This window comes from Leeuwenhoekiella sp. A2 (assembly GCF_047946655.1).
Lineage (GTDB): Bacteria > Bacteroidota > Bacteroidia > Flavobacteriales > Flavobacteriaceae > Leeuwenhoekiella.
The window spans coordinates 3,481,792-3,496,538 of the sequence record NZ_CP172311.1; the positions used below are offsets into that span (position 1 = coordinate 3,481,792).

Sequence of the window (14,747 nt, forward strand, 5' to 3'; positions counted from 1 at the left end):
AATAATTTCCCCCGCCCAACGACAACTTAAATGACAAACAACCAAACTAACAAAAAATACGCCGTTGTAACCGGTGCCAGTAAAGGACTGGGCAAAGAATTTGCATTAGAACTTGCCCGCAGAAAGATAAATCTGCTTCTTGTAAGTCTACCAAATGAAGGTCTTTCAAAAGTAGCAGAAGAAGTTAGAGACCATGGGATAGATGCAGCTATTTACGAGACTGATCTTTCAAAAACTTGTAATATAGAATCCTTTACAAATTGGGTAAACTCAAATTTTGAGATTTATGTGCTTATAAACAATGCGGGTTTTGGTGGCAATAACCACTTTCTCGATGCAGACAGCAGCTACCTTAATAAGATTATACAAATAAATATAAAAGCAACCACTTTGCTTACAAGGCAACTTATGCCTAATCTAATTAAGCAAAACGACAGTTATGTGCTCAATGTATCAAGTTTAGCCGCATACAGCCCCATTGCCTATAAAACGGTTTATCCTGCAACTAAAGCATTTGTGCATCATTTTACAAGGGCGATGCAGGAAGAATTTAAGCATCGCAACATCTCGTTTAGCATTGTAAATCCCGGACCTATGAAAACTAACGGTCACGTTTCAGAACGTATCGAGCAACAAGGTTTCTGGGTTAACATTATGGTTTTACATGCCAAAGAAGTTGCAAAAATTACCATACGCGGTATGTTCAAAAAGAAAAAAGTAATTATGCTCAATTGGCTACACCGTTTGGGCTGGTTTCTTCTTCAGGTTTTACCGGTGCAGGTAAAAATGGGAATTTTAAGCAGTCTTACTAAAAATGAAGTGCGTGATTTATGAAAGTTCTCGTCACAGGAACAAATGGTCTTCTCGCTTCTAATACAATTAAAAAATTATTAGAGCAGGATTATGAAGTTGTAGGTATGTTGCGGGACACAAATAAATTTGTTCTTCCTGCTCATCCTAAACTTGATTTGATTACTGGTGACATACGAGATCAAAAAGCTGTTGATAATGCAGTAAAGAGTTGTGATATTATAATTCACGCTGCAGCTTTAACTGCTCCAGATCTTTTAAAATATGAGCAGTATTATGAGGTGAACGTTCTGGGTACGCAAAATCTGGTTGAAGCCGCCATTCTAAATAATGTTCAAAAATTTATCTATGTAAGTTCTGCAAATACCATTGGCCACGGGACAAAAACCTCCCCGGGGACAGAAGAAATCGGGGTAAGAGAGCCATTTATCGGCTCTTTTTATGCCAAAAGTAAGCTTGAAGGCGAAGAAATTGTTCTGGCTAGTGCAGATAAAATTCATTCCGTTATCGTAAATCCTACCTTTATGTTGGGTGCTTACGATGCTAAACCCAGTTCTGGAAAGATCATTTTAATGGGCTACAATAAGAGAATTGTTTTCGTGCCGCCGGGAGGGAAGAATTTCGTCAATGTCGATGATGTAGCAGATGCAATAATTTCCGCTTTCGCGAAAGGAAAATCGGGAGAAAAGTACCTATTATCGGGCGAAAACCTGAGTTATTGGGAGTTCTTCAAAAAACTGAATCAATTTTCTGAAAAGAAAGCCATGCTCGTTAAAGTCCCAAAATTTTTACTGCTGAGCGCAGGATTCGCCGGGAATTTGATTCGAAAAATGGGAATAGCGACTCCTGTTTCTCTAAGTAATATGCGCATTCTCTCTATCACAAACTACTATTCAAACAAAAAGGCAGAGCGCGAACTTGGGATTCATTTTAAACAAATTGATCTCGGTATTCAAAAAGCGGTGAATTGGTTTAAAGAGAACGGCAATATCTAATTTAAACCTATGCTTAAAATCTTTCGCGAAAGCACAATTTCTTACCTAAATATTTAATTGATACAAGTGCCGGAATAGGTGTACTTTTGCCGAATGGCAAATGACATAAAAGACCGGCAGGATATTCTTAGTAAACTGAATATTCATCAGTTAAACCCAATGCAGGAAGAAGCGCTGGCAACTATTGAAAACACTCAAAATACGATAATACTTTCGCCCACAGGTACAGGAAAAACGCTTGCTTTTTTATTGCCTGTGATTGATAATCTCGATCCCGAAATTGACGAGGTACAAGCGCTTATTTTGGTTCCATCACGTGAACTTGCAATACAAATTGAGCAGGTTATACGCGAAATGGGTTCTGGTTATAAGGTAAATGCGGTCTATGGCGGGAGAGCTGTTTCTAAAGATAAAATAGAATTAAAGCATTCTCCGGCTATATTAATTGGTACACCTGGCCGTATTGCAGATCACTTTCGCCAGGAGCGATTCTCAACAGATTTTATTAAAACGCTCGTTCTTGATGAGTTTGACAAATCACTTGAGGTTGGTTTTAAAGATGAAATGAAATTTATCATTCTTTCACTTTCTAATCTAGATAAACGCATTCTTACATCTGCCACTCAAGGCGTTACAATACCGGGATTTGTAAGATTAGATAAGCCAAAAACGATTAATTATTTGGGTGATGCTGTTTCTAAACTAACATTACAAACGGTTGTTTCGCCTTCTCACAACAAATTAAAAACCCTTGTTGATCTGCTTGATCACATTGGCAGTCAGCCGGGAATTATCTTTTGTAATCTTAAGGATAGCATTCAGGAAGTCAGTGAATATTTAAATAAAAACGGTATCAATCACGGTTGTTTTCACGGTGATATGGAACAAAAAGATCGGGAGCGTGCTTTGATAAAGTTCAGAAATGGAACGTATCAAATTATCGTGGCGACAGATCTTGCTGCTCGCGGAATAGACATTCCTGAAATGAAATTTATCGTACATTATCAGTTACCTTACTCCGCTGAAGAATTTACACACCGCAATGGTAGAACAGCGCGGGTAAACGCAAAGGGAACAGCGTATATCTTGAAATACGAAAAAGAAAATCTGCCAGAATTCATTAAAAATCCACCTGTGGCAGACATTTCTAAAAAATCAACGAGAAAATCTCCTTACTGGGAAACCTTATTTATTTCCGGTGGAAGAAAAGATAAAATTTCAAAAGGTGATATTGCCGGACTCTTTTTTAAGCAGGGAAATATAACAAAAGATCAATTGGGCGTTATCGAGTTAAAACAGGATTGCACATTTGTGGCAGTTCCTGCGGCAATTGCAGAAGACCTGGTTGAAAACCTGAATAACAGCCGACTAAAGAAAAAGAAAGTCAGAATTTACATTTTATAATATACCCGTTTTAAGATTCATTTACGAAGTATGAAAGAATCAGAAATAGCCGAAGAAAAGGCAATTACTGCTGAAGAAATAGATAAATGTATTGCTGTTCTAGAATATCTAAACAGCAACACAGATGAGATTTTTGAAATTTCAAAAGAGAAACGTACCGCCCTTTTAAAAGCTTCAGGCATGCTTTCCCGTCCTCATCGTGATGAATTTTCACGTAGGAAAAAAGATGCTAAAAAAGCTCAAAAACGCAAGCAGGCAGCAAAAGATAAAAACGCACGTAAGGAAACTGGCATTCGCAGCGCTCGTGAGAATGTGGTTTTTGTAGCTCCTAAACTTCTCGCCGCAGCCGATTTATCAAGTAAAGAACAACTTGAGCTTGAATCGCCACGCAATTGCTACGTGTGCAAAGAGATGTTTACCAAGTTGCATCATTTCTATGACACGATGTGTACAGAATGTGGTGATTTTAATTATGCTAAGCGTTTTCAGACTGCAGATCTTACAGATCAGGTTGCGGTTATCACCGGTTCTCGTTTAAAAATAGGTTATCACATAACATTGATGCTTTTACGTGCGGGTGCGACTGTGGTAGCTACAACGCGTTTTCCTGTAGATTCTGCTATTCGTTTTTCAAAAGAGGAAGATTTTCATAAATGGGCAGATCGTTTACATATTCATGGACTTGATCTGCGTCATATTCCCAGTGTTGAGATGTTCTGTAATTTCATTGAGCAGAAGTATGAAAATCTCGATATTCTCATCAACAATGCGGCACAAACTGTGCGCAGGCCGGCCGGTTTTTATCAGCATTTGATGGAAAAGGAAGAAATGCCGCTAGATGAATTACCTAAATACATTTCAAATCTTTTACAAGATCATATCAATTGCCTGGCCGAATTAAAATCCCTGAGCACAGGTACTTCTAATAATAAGAATAATTCTCTTCCTGTCACCTGGCACGGCCCTGAACCCGGAATTGGGATCAGAGCTTCAGCCAAATTATCGCAGATCCCATACAGTTTTGATAATTCGCTTAGCGCGAAAGAAGTATTTCCCGAAGGTCAGCTTGATGCCGATTTACAGCAGGTTGATTTGCGCAAGACTAACAGTTGGCGTTTAAAGCTTGGCGAAATAGAAACCACAGAAATGATTGAAGTTCAGTTGGTAAATTCTATTGCGCCATTTGTATTGTGCAACCGCCTTGCTGAACTCATGAAGAAGGAAAACACAGGCAAGAAACATATAATTAACGTTTCTGCGATGGAAGGGAAGTTTCACCGCTTTTTTAAGGAAGATCGCCATCCACACACAAATATGGCAAAAGCTGCGCTTAATATGCTTACACATACCGCTGCAGGAAGTCTTGCTAAGGAAGGTATTTACATTAATGCTGTTGATACCGGTTGGGTGACAGATGAAGATCCTATCGAACTTTCAAAACGTAAAATAGAACTGCACGATTTTCAGCCACCGCTTGATATTGTAGATGGTGCGGCGCGAGTTATGGATCCACTAATTGACGGAATAAACACAGGAAAACACTGGAGCGGTAAGTTCTTAAAAGATTACAGACCTATAGACTGGTAAACGATGAGCGAACAAGCAAATAACCCGCTACACGGCGTAAAATTGGCTGATATTGTCACTTTTCTTCGAAAAACCCCCTGGGCAAGAGAAAAAGTAGAGCGTTTGTATTTGAAAACCAAAAAGTAAGCTTCCGCGAAAATTGAATTTGTTCCGTCATGGTGAACTCGTTTCAGCATCGCATAATATTTTTCAAGAAACCCCAACTATGTGCGACCCTGAACTAAATTCAGGGTGACGTTGAATTCGGTAAAAGAGAGAATAGAACACTAATTAGTAAAAAGTAATTTTCTACAGAAAAATCTTTGAGGTCGTCATGCTGAACTTGTTTCAGCACCGCATAATATTTTTCAGGAAACCCAGAGATGTGAGACTCTGATCCCAAACGCCTTCGGGACAGGGTGACGATAAACAGGTTAGGATAGCGATTATATGCTTAAAATATTTACTTCTTAGTGTAATGTTCGTTTTTAAACTTCGACAATGGTTCTTTAATTTTACTTATTAAATAACCAATTTGTCAATTCGAGTGAATTTTCTACATTATAAATGTGTAAAATGGTATCGAGAATCAAATGTTGAGTCATCTCAGTTCTCGATACAAATTTTCTACCGAAAATCACTTGAACAGACATAAGAGCATCTAATTAAAATACATTCCGAATCGAAATATTTATTTTTACAATCTAAATTCTATTCATGTCAAAGAAAAATTATAAAATAGCTGTTCTCCAACTTAACCTGAATGATGTTGCAGAAAACAATTTGAAGAAGTGTACAAAGTGGGTGAGAGACGCAGCGTCACAGGGAGCAGAAGTTATTTTATTACCAGAATTATACAGCAGTCATTATTTCTGCCAGAGTGAGGACACAGATAATTTCGCTTTAGCAGAACCTCTTTACAGCACATCTTTTATAGCTTTTAGCGCTCTGGCGAAAGAACTGGGAGTTGTGATCATTGTACCTTTCTTTGAGAAGAGAATGGCCGGTATCTATCATAACAGCGCCTATATTATTGATACAGATGGTACAGAAGCTGGTTTGTACCGTAAAATGCACATTCCGGATGATCCTCATTTTTATGAGAAATTCTATTTTACTCCTGGAGATTTAGGTTTTAAAGCCTTTCCTACACAAAAAGGAAAAATTGGCACACTTATTTGCTGGGATCAATGGTATCCTGAAGCGGCGCGTTTAACTGCGATTCAAGGAGCTGAAGTTTTATTTTATCCTACAGCGATAGGCTGGCATCCGCAAGAGAAAGAGCAATATGGTGTAAACCAGAAAGGCGCCTGGATGAATGTGATGAAAGGTCACGCTGTTGCAAATGGCGTCTATGTCGCTGCGGCGAATAGAATCGGTCTTGAAAAATATGTGCCAGATACAAACGGAATTCAATTCTGGGGTTCTTCATTTATCGCCGGGCCACAAGGTGAGATTTTAGCTCAGGCTTCAGAAGACCAGGAAGAAATTTTAATTGCAGAAGTTGATCTTGACCTACAGGAAAATGTACGCCAAAACTGGCCATTTTTCAGAGATCGTAGAATAGATCATTACGGTGATATCACTAAACGTGCAATAGACTAAGCATGAGCAACAACAGGCGATTTCCTGCAGAGTGGGAAGAACAACAAGGTGTTTTATTGTGTTTTCCACATAACGGGAAAGACTGGCCGGGAAAATATGAAGCCATTCAGTGGGCATTTATAGAGTTCATTAAAAAGGTTTCTTCGGTAGAGCAGGTTTTTCTTGTAGTAGCAGATGAAAAACTAAAGGCTAAGGTTACAGAAATGCTGAAAATGGCATTTATAGACCTGCATCATGTTTCGTTTATCATTCATAAAACAAACAGAAGCTGGATGCGTGATTCTGGCCCTATTGTTATTAAAAACGGAGAAAAACGTGAAGCCTTAAATTTCAATTTTAATGGTTGGGCGAAATACACCAATTTTCAGCTTGATAAACATGTTCCTTCAAAGATTTCTGACTTTCTAAAAATTCCACTAACACATGTTGAATACAAAGGCAAACCGGTAATTCTGGAAGGCGGAGCGATTGATACAAACGGAAAAGGAACTTTGCTTACTTCGGAAGAGTGCCTGATGGATCCTGAAATTCAGGTGCGAAATCCCGGCTTTACAAAAGCCGATTATGAAGCTGTTTTTAAAGAATTTCTTGGAATTACAAACGTGATTTGGTTAGGCTGCGGCATTGAAGGAGACGATACGCACGGGCATATAGATGATCTCTGCCGATTTGTAAATGAAGACACGATTGTTACCGTAGTTGAAAAAGATAAAAGGGATCCAAATTTTGAACCGCTTCAGGATAATCTGAAAAGGCTTAAAAAATCGGTCCTGGAAGACGGAAAATCGCCTAAAATCGTCGAATTACCGATGCCTAAAAAGCTAGAATTTGACGGACTTCGAATTCCCGCGAGCTATGCTAATTTTCTAATTTTGAACAAGTGTGTACTTGTTCCTACGTTTAACGATCCTAATGATCGCATCGCACTTAATATCATCGCAGATTGTTTCCCCGAAAGGGAAATTATAGGCATGAGCGCCATAGATCTAATCTGGGGTTTTGGGACTCTACATTGTTTGAGTCAGCAGATTCCTGCTTAACTTTCGGCGAAATATTATTATAAATAAAACACCTTAAAACGGTGAAAAATCAGGAAATAACCACATAAAATCGCGTGATTTTATGGTTATTCTTCTTATTAACAGTTTAATATTGCTAAATCCATTCCTGAAAAGTAATTGTTTTCTTTACAATTAGATTGGGATCTTTGTCAAGTATTTTCTTTAAATTTAATCGTATTAAAGCTTAATTCTAATAGTCTTTAATTCTTAATTATAGTTTATGAAAGAGAAAATATCGAGCTGTGGCTGTAGCAATCATAATCCATTACATTGTATCATCCCGCCGTATATGCTAGAGATGATGGCAACCTCACCTAATGAGAAAGTGCGGCAAATGGCAATAAGAAACCTGGTTATAGGTTCAGAAATTCGTGCTGAAAGGAGAGCAATCGCGCCAGAAATGGTGTCTTCATTACTACTGAATAATGCAGGTAAATTCCGTGAAGTTTATGATATGGAAAATAAACCGAATAGGCGTGATCTACTGCCGGGAAAACTCGTTCGCAGTGAAGGTGATGAACCTACAAATGACCCGGCTGTAGATGAGGCTTACGATCATGCAGGATACACTTATGATTTTTACAAAGAAATATTCAATCGCGATTCTTTAAACGATAGTGGCTTAACGCTCATATCGTCAGTTCATTTATCAAGTAATTACAATAACGCTTTCTGGAACGGTAACCAGATGGCTTACGGCGATGGCGACGGGGTAGTTTTTGAACGTTTTACAAAATCTCTTGATGTGGTAGGGCATGAGTTAACTCACGGCGTTGTAGACTTTACTTCACGTTTGGTCTATCAGGATGATCCTGGCGCTTTAAATGAGCATTTTGCAGATGTCTTTGGGACTCTCATAAAACAATGGGTAAAAAATCAAAATGTTGAAGAAGCAGACTGGCTGGTGGGTAATGATATTATAATTCCTGCACCTACAAGACGGGCAATTCGCGATATGAAAAATCCGGGTACTGCTTATATAAATGATCCAGATCTTAACGGTACAGATCCTCAACCTGATCATATTTCAAAAAAATATACGGGTGACGCAGATAATGGCGGCGTACATATAAATTCTGGAATACCTAATAAAGCATTTTGTGAAACCGCAATTGCCATTGGTGGCTTTGCCTGGGAGACCGCAGGTAAAATTTGGTACGAAGCCATGCTTCAGCTTACGCCAAACAGCAATTTTGACCGCATGGTAACGATAACTAAAAATATTGCATTAGCTTTATATGGTAAGGAAAGTAAAGAATATGAAAGTGTAGTGCATGGCTGGGAAACTGTAGGTTTATGATCATAAAATGCGAAAAAAGCGGCGGATTTATGGGCAATCAATTGAGTTGCACCATTGAATTTGATGAGCTTAATCCAGCCGAAAAAAACGCATTTGAAGAATTGCAAAAAGAGAGCGGTAAAGATCCGCGTATGCGCGATTCTTATATTTATAGTTTTAAAATACTTAAAGATAATACCGTAGAGGAGAAGGTAGATATTGATGAAACTTATCTTACAGAAAAAATGATTCCTTTTATTAATAAAGTTGATTCTAAGCTAAAATGATACTTTCTTTTTCGTCTTTATCTATTTTTTGCATACCCGCCGTTATTCTAGCCCAAGCCTCGATTTTCCCACTAAATTGGCCCATTTTTATAGCAGCAATCGCCGGCTGTGTATTGCAGGAGTTTATATATTGGTTTGAGTTACGCCATACGATCGCTCAAGGCGAAATACCCCCAGAATTAAATTCAAGACCGTATTGGGTGATCACGATAAGTTCTATCGTGGTTTTTTCAATTGGTGCGTATTGTTACTTTATATTTTCTGAAGATCAGGAGAATTTAAACTTCTTTACAGTGGCTATTTTTTCGGCTGGTTTCCCCAGACTTTTTAAAGGAGCCGTTCAACAATTAGGAAATCCCAGGGCAAAAGGGCACGATAGGAATGAGATTATAGCAGCGCAAAAACGAGACTTTACAATTCAGGATTTTTTTATGATGAGAAAATAATATGCAGGGTTTTAGTAGTTTTTTTCTAAGTAATGATGAGAAATACAGAGTCAATCTGCCCACTGCTACTAATTCAATGTATACTTTAATTCCATACACTCATTTTTCAGTATATCAAAATGTTAATAGAAAATTAGCTTTATATAGCGCTTGTAATATTGCTGATAAAGTTCCTGGTATTCCCAGGCGTTCTTTTCGTAAAGATATTGACCATCTTAAGCGTGATCAACAACTGGGAGACGAGTTCTATAAATCTGTTACTATAGATCATCCTACCCGAAAAAACGCTAATGTTTTTGATCGTGGTCACATAGTTAGCAAGCAATATCCACAGTGGGGCGCAAGTGAAGCTATTGCGAAAAAAGCCGCATATGATACTTTTTTTTATCCCAACGCTTCACCCCAAGTTCCCGAAGTCAACCAAATGGACTGGAAAGATCTGGAAGAATTTATTGTAGATGAACTCGAAATTAAAAAAGTAAGTGTTTTGTCTGGTCTTGTACTTTCTAATAATGATCCTGTAGCGACTTATATAGACAGTATAACCGGTGAGACAGCGCAAATTCAAATCGCACTTAAGTTTTGGAAAATCGTCTATTACATTTTTGAAAATCAGCTAAAACGAATCGCATTTGTATTTAAACAGGATAAAATTGTAAACAGCTTCCCGTTTATAACGCAAATAGAAGCGATTGCAGACGTGCCTGATCCTTTTGACGCTTTAGAAGATGATCTTAAAACCTACATTGTTGATCCTTCATGGCTTGAAGAAGCAACTACCCTTAAGTTCACACCGGCAACAAATTATTTCGATGAAAATCCTGATTTTAAAGGCATTTCAACCGATTTTAAGCCTAAAATAGCGGTTTTTAACAGAGAAAATTTAAAGAATTATCTCTAATCTACGTTAGAATCTCGTGGATTAGATGAACTTCTCCCGGCTGCATATTTTCTAAACAAATTTCACCAATTCGCACACGCACTAATCGCAAAGTAGGAAAACCCACCGCCGAAGTCATTTTTCGCACCTGGCGAAATTTCCCTTCTGTAATAGTTATACTTAGCCATGAGGTAGGGCCATGTCTGGCATCACGTATTTTTTTCTTTCGCTGTGGTAATTCTGGTTCTGCAGCTAGTCGGCTCACTTTACAAGGCTGTGTAATATATTTACAGCCATCAAGGCCTATTTCTATTCCGCTTGCTAATTTTTGTATAGATACCTCATCAATATCTCCGTCAACCTGAGTGTAATATTCTTTTTCTATACCAGAACGGTTCACAGTGTCACTGGTTTTCCCGTCTGTAGTAATGAGCAGTAAACCTTCAGATTTCTCGTCAAGACGACCAATTGCCATCGAGCCTTCTGGGAATTCATACAGATCTGAAAGAAAATCCTTTTTCCTGGCCTGCCGCTCATCGTTGCTCATCATTTGACTTATGTATCCATAAGGCTTATAAAGTTTAAAATGAGTTTCCATTATTTAGAGAAGTTTCTTTTTGGGCGGCGAATATCTCTAATTTAATTGACTAAATCTAATTTCTGAATTTACTCTTAAAAACTTTGAAATTTGCTTACATCACTATTCTGGTTTTTCAAAAAATTGCCTGCATTGTCTCGTGGTCAAAACTTTTCAAATTATGGTTTTTAACCTTATGAATTTCACTCTTAAATTAGACGATTTTTAAGGTAAAAATGCTGATTTTAGCTACAATTGAGAAAGTTTTCTTCATTTAAAAATCAGTTCTATGAATAATAAAATCCGGAATAAAGCGACCAAAAACGTTCTCCTTGCATGATAATTATTTATAGCCTGTAATTATAATTACTTGTATCATGTTATTTCTTTGAGTTATAGGTTGCCTAATTATTGAATAATACTTGATTTTTATCCGTAAGAATATTTATTAAATAATGTTTATCTCTTTATTTAAAACAATCTTCAATTAACATTTCTTTATTAGCTCCAGAGGTGTTTTCCATTTATTCTTTCTGCACAAATGCTCTAACTTTAGGATGTTATACGCTTATAATTTAATGAATTACACCTAAATTTTTGATTTCATAAAATCGAGTCAATTGTACTAGAATAAATTTTAGGTTTTTGAATACAGATATTTATGGAGAAGGACGAGATCAGGCTTGGGGATATTCAACGCATATTATTTGGCGACCTGCCACCAGAATTTTTATTAGAAGTTTTCATACGCACATTCATAATTTATATATCCTTCTTGCTGGTAATGCGCTGGCTGGGAAAAAGAATGGCGGGGCAATTAACGATCTTAGAGCTTGGCGTGATGCTAACACTGGGTGCAATTGTAGCGCCCGCAATGCAGGCGCCTAATGTAGGAGTTCTTGTGGGTATTTTTATTCTTTTGTGTGTTTTGGGGTTTCAGCAAGGACTTACGTTTCTCTCTTTTAAAAGCAAAAAAATTGAATGGCTAACTCAGGGTAAAGCACGCATTTTTATAAAAGACGGTGTTCTTATTCTTGATGAAATGAAAAAAGCCCGCATAACCAGACAACAAGTTTATGCGATCTTAAGAAATGCAGATATTTTTAACCTAGGGCAGGTAGAGCGTATGTATATTGAGTCATCTGGCGAATTCAGTATTTATAAACGCGAAGAAATCAAACCAGGATTACCGCTTTATCCACCTAATGATCAAGACATTAAAAATGAACAACCCAATCCAGATGAAAAACTCAAGGTTTGTATAAGCTGCGGGTATGTAGACGATTGTAATAATGAATTAGAATGCGGGCATTGCCATCAAAAGAAATGGACTAGTGTGGTTTAAAAGAGAAAAATGAAAGACGAGAATATATACTTTGGTGACTGGAGCAGGATGTTTATAGGCAAAGTGCCGTGGAGCTTTTTTATAGAAGCTTTTATACGCATGTTTGTTATTTATCTCATTCTTGTGGTCGCAATGCGCCTCATGGAAAATAGATTTTCATCACTTGTATCACGCAACGAGATGGGAGCTATGGTAGCGCTGGCAGCTGCAATAGGTATTCCTGTTCAGGCAGCAGACAAAGGGCTTTTGCCACCGGTAATTATTGCAATAATTGTAGTTGTGGTAGAGCGCGTGATTTCGGCATGGGCGTTTAATCATCAAAAGTTTGAACAGATATCGCAAGGAGATTATTCTGTTCTCGTAGAAAATGGAATGATGAATTTCCTCTCTATGAAAAGGGCTCGTGTTTCCCGCGAAGGTGTTATCGCTCAATTGAGAAGTAAGAGTATTAAAAATCTGGGCGTTGTAAAACGGCTTTATATGGAAGCGGGTGGAAGTTTTACACTTATTGAAGAAGAAGAAAAACAAGCCGGTTTGTCAATAATTCCAGATTGGGATAAGGAGTTGTACGACAGACAAATAAAAAGTGATAAAGAAATGGTTTGCCATGAATGCGGAAACAGAAAAGACATTATCTCTAATGATGAGATCTGCTCTAATTGCAAATCTAAACATTGGGTGACAGCCATAATATAACACCAACTAACCTATATACATGACCAGAAAAAATCGTTTTATCCTGTCTGCTTTTGTGATCATTGCCATTGCTGGTGCAATTATTTGGTTTAGCCAGAGAAAGATCAAGAAGTTAGAAGTAGTTAATATAAAACAGGAAGTTCCTGTTGATTCTACAGCTATTCTATGGTATAAAAACAGTATAATCTATAGTCTGGATGTAGAAGTATTTAAAGATAGTGATGCAGATGGCACAGGAGATTTTAAAGGATTGATCTCAAAATTGCCATATCTTGATTCGCTTGGTATCACGGCGATCTGGCTTTCCCCTTTTAATCCTACTCCTAATAAAGACGATGGCTATGATATTACAGATTATTATGATGTAGACAAAAGACTGGGATCATTATCAGATTTTGATGCTTTTGTAGCTGCCGCGAAAAAAGATAGCATTAAGGTGATAATGGATCTCGTTGTAAATCACACATCTAATGAGATAAGCTGGTTTAAAGAAGCCGAAAAAGACACAAGTTCAGTCTACCACAACTGGTATCTATGGAGCAAAGAACAGCCTGAGAATTACGATACAGGTATGATTTTTCCCGGGGTACAGACAGAAACCTGGACGTTTGATACAATTGCAAAAGAATATTACTATCACAGATTCTATGATTTTCAGCCAGATCTAAATATGCAATACTTACCCGTTCAAAGAGAGGTAAAGAAGATTATGAAATTCTGGCTTGATCGCGGTGTAAATGGTTTTAGACTTGATGCTGTACCCTTTATAATAGAAGTACCCGAGAAAAAAGGAGAGAAGTTTGAGCATCAGTTTAATCTTCTTACAGAAATGCGTGAATATGTTTCGAGTATTGACAAGGAAGCTATCATATTAGGTGAAGCCAATGTTGCGCCTTCAGAAACAAAAAATTATTTTGGTGAAGAAGAAGATCGCATGCATATGATGTTTAACTTTTATGTAAATCAACATATGTTCTATGCGCTTGCAACTGGTGAAGCAAAACCTCTGGCAAACGCGCTGCAAAGCACAAAAGATATTCCCAAAGAAGCAGAATGGGGACAGTTCTTACGCAATCACGATGAAGTTGATCTGGGCAGATTAACTGAAAAAGAACGCAATACTGTTTATAAGAAATTTGGTCCCAGAAAATATATGCAACTCTATGATCGCGGTATCAGACGCAGACTGGCACCTATGCTAAACAATAATATTGACCATTTAAAACTAGCTTACAACTTATTATTTTCGCTGCCAAGCACACCTGTAATGCGCTATGGAGATGAAATAGGAATGGGTGATAATTTAAAACTGAAAGAACGTCTTGCCGTACGAACGCCCATGCAGTGGGATGATTCTAAGAATGCCGGCTTCTCTGTCAGTGATACAGTGGTGAGACCCGTCATTAATTCATATCCATACGGTTATGATCGGGTTAATGTGAAAGATGAAAAACAAGATTCTACTTCTTTTCTCAACTGGAACATAAAAATGGTCGCTTTACGTAAAGAATGTCCGGAAATTAGTTTTGGTCAATGGGAAATTCTGGATTCAAATTCAGATCAATGCCTGGCAATTCATTACCAATGGGAAGACCAGGAATTACTGGTCGTGCATAATCTAAGCGACGAGGATCAAGAAGTTAGTGTGGCTGCAGAAAATTTGAAAAAGGGAAAATTAAAGAATCTCGAAAACCAAAAAAACATTTCACCCTCTCACGGAAGTTTCAATTTTAAACTGAAACCATATGGCTACAGATGGCTGCGTGTAGTAACAGAATAATGTATAACTACATAAA

15 protein-coding genes are annotated in these 14,747 nt (G+C 37.7%); 14 read left to right on the forward strand and 1 reads right to left on the reverse strand.

The window, feature by feature from the left end; genetic code table 11:
- Positions 1-30: 30 nt before the first annotated feature.
- The 11 genes from ACH3PA_RS15325 (at position 31) to ACH3PA_RS15375 (ending at position 10,354) form a co-directional block, all read left to right on the forward strand.
- Entirely contained in the window at positions 31-834 is an 804-nt protein-coding gene (locus tag ACH3PA_RS15325; RefSeq protein WP_416441899.1) for an SDR family NAD(P)-dependent oxidoreductase, read from the forward strand.
- Positions 831-1,805, forward strand: coding sequence for an NAD-dependent epimerase/dehydratase family protein (locus ACH3PA_RS15330; protein ID WP_416441901.1), 975 nt, complete (start codon positions 831-833; stop codon positions 1,803-1,805). The genes ACH3PA_RS15325 and ACH3PA_RS15330 overlap by 4 nt, the downstream gene beginning before the upstream one ends.
- 93 nt (positions 1,806-1,898) lie before the next feature.
- The gene (locus ACH3PA_RS15335; RefSeq protein WP_416441903.1) at positions 1,899-3,209 is read left to right on the forward strand and encodes a DEAD/DEAH box helicase; all 1,311 of its coding nucleotides are present in this window, start codon (positions 1,899-1,901) and stop codon (positions 3,207-3,209) included.
- A gap of 30 nt (positions 3,210-3,239) precedes the next feature.
- On the forward strand, positions 3,240-4,796 hold the full coding sequence (locus ACH3PA_RS15340) for an SDR family NAD(P)-dependent oxidoreductase (RefSeq protein ID WP_416441905.1): 1,557 nt from the start codon (positions 3,240-3,242) through the stop codon (positions 4,794-4,796).
- Positions 4,797-4,799: 3 nt separating this feature from the next.
- Complete coding sequence (locus ACH3PA_RS15345; protein ID WP_416441907.1) at positions 4,800-4,922, forward strand: VF530 family DNA-binding protein; 123 nt, start codon at positions 4,800-4,802, stop codon at positions 4,920-4,922.
- A gap of 570 nt (positions 4,923-5,492) precedes the next feature.
- Positions 5,493-6,380, forward strand: a complete 888-nt coding sequence (locus ACH3PA_RS15350) for a carbon-nitrogen hydrolase (RefSeq protein WP_416441909.1) — start codon at positions 5,493-5,495, stop codon at positions 6,378-6,380.
- Between the two features lie 2 nt (positions 6,381-6,382).
- Complete coding sequence (locus tag ACH3PA_RS15355; RefSeq protein WP_416441911.1) at positions 6,383-7,420, forward strand: agmatine deiminase family protein; 1,038 nt, start codon at positions 6,383-6,385, stop codon at positions 7,418-7,420.
- A 241-nt stretch (positions 7,421-7,661) separates the two neighbouring features.
- Positions 7,662-8,741: a M4 family metallopeptidase gene (locus ACH3PA_RS15360; RefSeq protein WP_416441913.1), complete on the forward strand. Its 1,080-nt coding sequence runs from the start codon at positions 7,662-7,664 to the stop codon at positions 8,739-8,741.
- Positions 8,738-9,007 (forward strand): protealysin inhibitor emfourin, encoded by a 270-nt coding sequence (locus ACH3PA_RS15365; RefSeq protein ID WP_416441915.1) that lies wholly within the window; start codon positions 8,738-8,740, stop codon positions 9,005-9,007. Before ACH3PA_RS15360 ends, ACH3PA_RS15365 begins: the two co-directional genes overlap by 4 nt.
- Positions 9,004-9,453 carry a hypothetical protein gene (locus ACH3PA_RS15370; protein ID WP_416441917.1) on the forward strand — a complete coding sequence of 150 codons (450 nt, stop codon included), beginning with the start codon at positions 9,004-9,006 and terminating at the stop codon, positions 9,451-9,453. Before ACH3PA_RS15365 ends, ACH3PA_RS15370 begins: the two co-directional genes overlap by 4 nt.
- Before the next feature lies 1 nt (position 9,454).
- Positions 9,455-10,354 carry a DNA/RNA non-specific endonuclease gene (locus tag ACH3PA_RS15375; RefSeq protein WP_416441919.1) on the forward strand — a complete coding sequence of 300 codons (900 nt, stop codon included), beginning with the start codon at positions 9,455-9,457 and terminating at the stop codon, positions 10,352-10,354.
- A 1-nt stretch (position 10,355) separates the two neighbouring features.
- On the opposite strand, the gene ACH3PA_RS15380 is transcribed toward ACH3PA_RS15375, so the two are convergent.
- Positions 10,356-10,931 carry a pseudouridine synthase gene (locus ACH3PA_RS15380; protein WP_416441921.1) on the reverse strand — a complete coding sequence of 192 codons (576 nt, stop codon included), beginning with the start codon at positions 10,929-10,931 and terminating at the stop codon, positions 10,356-10,358.
- A gap of 640 nt (positions 10,932-11,571) precedes the next feature.
- Between ACH3PA_RS15380 and ACH3PA_RS15385 the strand changes: the two genes are divergently transcribed.
- The 3 genes from ACH3PA_RS15385 to ACH3PA_RS15395 are packed head-to-tail and all read left to right on the forward strand — an operon-like array spanning position 11,572 to position 14,731.
- The gene (locus tag ACH3PA_RS15385; RefSeq protein WP_416441923.1) at positions 11,572-12,255 is read left to right on the forward strand and encodes a DUF421 domain-containing protein; all 684 of its coding nucleotides are present in this window, start codon (positions 11,572-11,574) and stop codon (positions 12,253-12,255) included.
- A 9-nt stretch (positions 12,256-12,264) separates the two neighbouring features.
- The gene (locus ACH3PA_RS15390; RefSeq protein ID WP_416441925.1) at positions 12,265-12,951 is read left to right on the forward strand and encodes a DUF421 domain-containing protein; all 687 of its coding nucleotides are present in this window, start codon (positions 12,265-12,267) and stop codon (positions 12,949-12,951) included.
- Positions 12,952-12,970: 19 nt separating this feature from the next.
- On the forward strand, positions 12,971-14,731 hold the full coding sequence (locus ACH3PA_RS15395) for an alpha-amylase family protein (protein WP_416448270.1): 1,761 nt from the start codon (positions 12,971-12,973) through the stop codon (positions 14,729-14,731).
- Positions 14,732-14,747 lie beyond the last annotated feature (16 nt).

What these genes read in the sequence shown, in the direction of transcription:
- ACH3PA_RS15350 (WP_416441909.1), top strand. Translation starts at nt 5,493, where the DNA reads ATGTCAAAGAAAAATTATAAAATAGCTGTTCTCCAACTTAACCTGAAT.
- ACH3PA_RS15365 (WP_416441915.1), top strand. Translation starts at nt 8,738, where the DNA reads ATGATCATAAAATGCGAAAAAAGCGGCGGATTTATGGGCAATCAATTG.
- ACH3PA_RS15375 (WP_416441919.1), top strand. Translation starts at nt 9,455, where the DNA reads ATGCAGGGTTTTAGTAGTTTTTTTCTAAGTAATGATGAGAAATACAGA.
- ACH3PA_RS15340 (WP_416441905.1), top strand. Translation starts at nt 3,240, where the DNA reads ATGAAAGAATCAGAAATAGCCGAAGAAAAGGCAATTACTGCTGAAGAA.
- ACH3PA_RS15360 (WP_416441913.1), top strand. Translation starts at nt 7,662, where the DNA reads ATGAAAGAGAAAATATCGAGCTGTGGCTGTAGCAATCATAATCCATTA.
- ACH3PA_RS15395 (WP_416448270.1), top strand. Translation starts at nt 12,971, where the DNA reads ATGACCAGAAAAAATCGTTTTATCCTGTCTGCTTTTGTGATCATTGCC.
- ACH3PA_RS15390 (WP_416441925.1), top strand. Translation starts at nt 12,265, where the DNA reads ATGAAAGACGAGAATATATACTTTGGTGACTGGAGCAGGATGTTTATA.
- ACH3PA_RS15380 (WP_416441921.1), bottom strand. Translation starts at nt 10,931, where the DNA reads ATGGAAACTCATTTTAAACTTTATAAGCCTTATGGATACATAAGTCAA.
- ACH3PA_RS15345 (WP_416441907.1), top strand. Translation starts at nt 4,800, where the DNA reads ATGAGCGAACAAGCAAATAACCCGCTACACGGCGTAAAATTGGCTGAT.
- ACH3PA_RS15355 (WP_416441911.1), top strand. Translation starts at nt 6,383, where the DNA reads ATGAGCAACAACAGGCGATTTCCTGCAGAGTGGGAAGAACAACAAGGT.
- ACH3PA_RS15325 (WP_416441899.1), top strand. Translation starts at nt 31, where the DNA reads ATGACAAACAACCAAACTAACAAAAAATACGCCGTTGTAACCGGTGCC.
- ACH3PA_RS15330 (WP_416441901.1), top strand. Translation starts at nt 831, where the DNA reads ATGAAAGTTCTCGTCACAGGAACAAATGGTCTTCTCGCTTCTAATACA.
- ACH3PA_RS15370 (WP_416441917.1), top strand. Translation starts at nt 9,004, where the DNA reads ATGATACTTTCTTTTTCGTCTTTATCTATTTTTTGCATACCCGCCGTT.
- ACH3PA_RS15335 (WP_416441903.1), top strand. Translation starts at nt 1,899, where the DNA reads ATGGCAAATGACATAAAAGACCGGCAGGATATTCTTAGTAAACTGAAT.
- ACH3PA_RS15385 (WP_416441923.1), top strand. Translation starts at nt 11,572, where the DNA reads ATGGAGAAGGACGAGATCAGGCTTGGGGATATTCAACGCATATTATTT.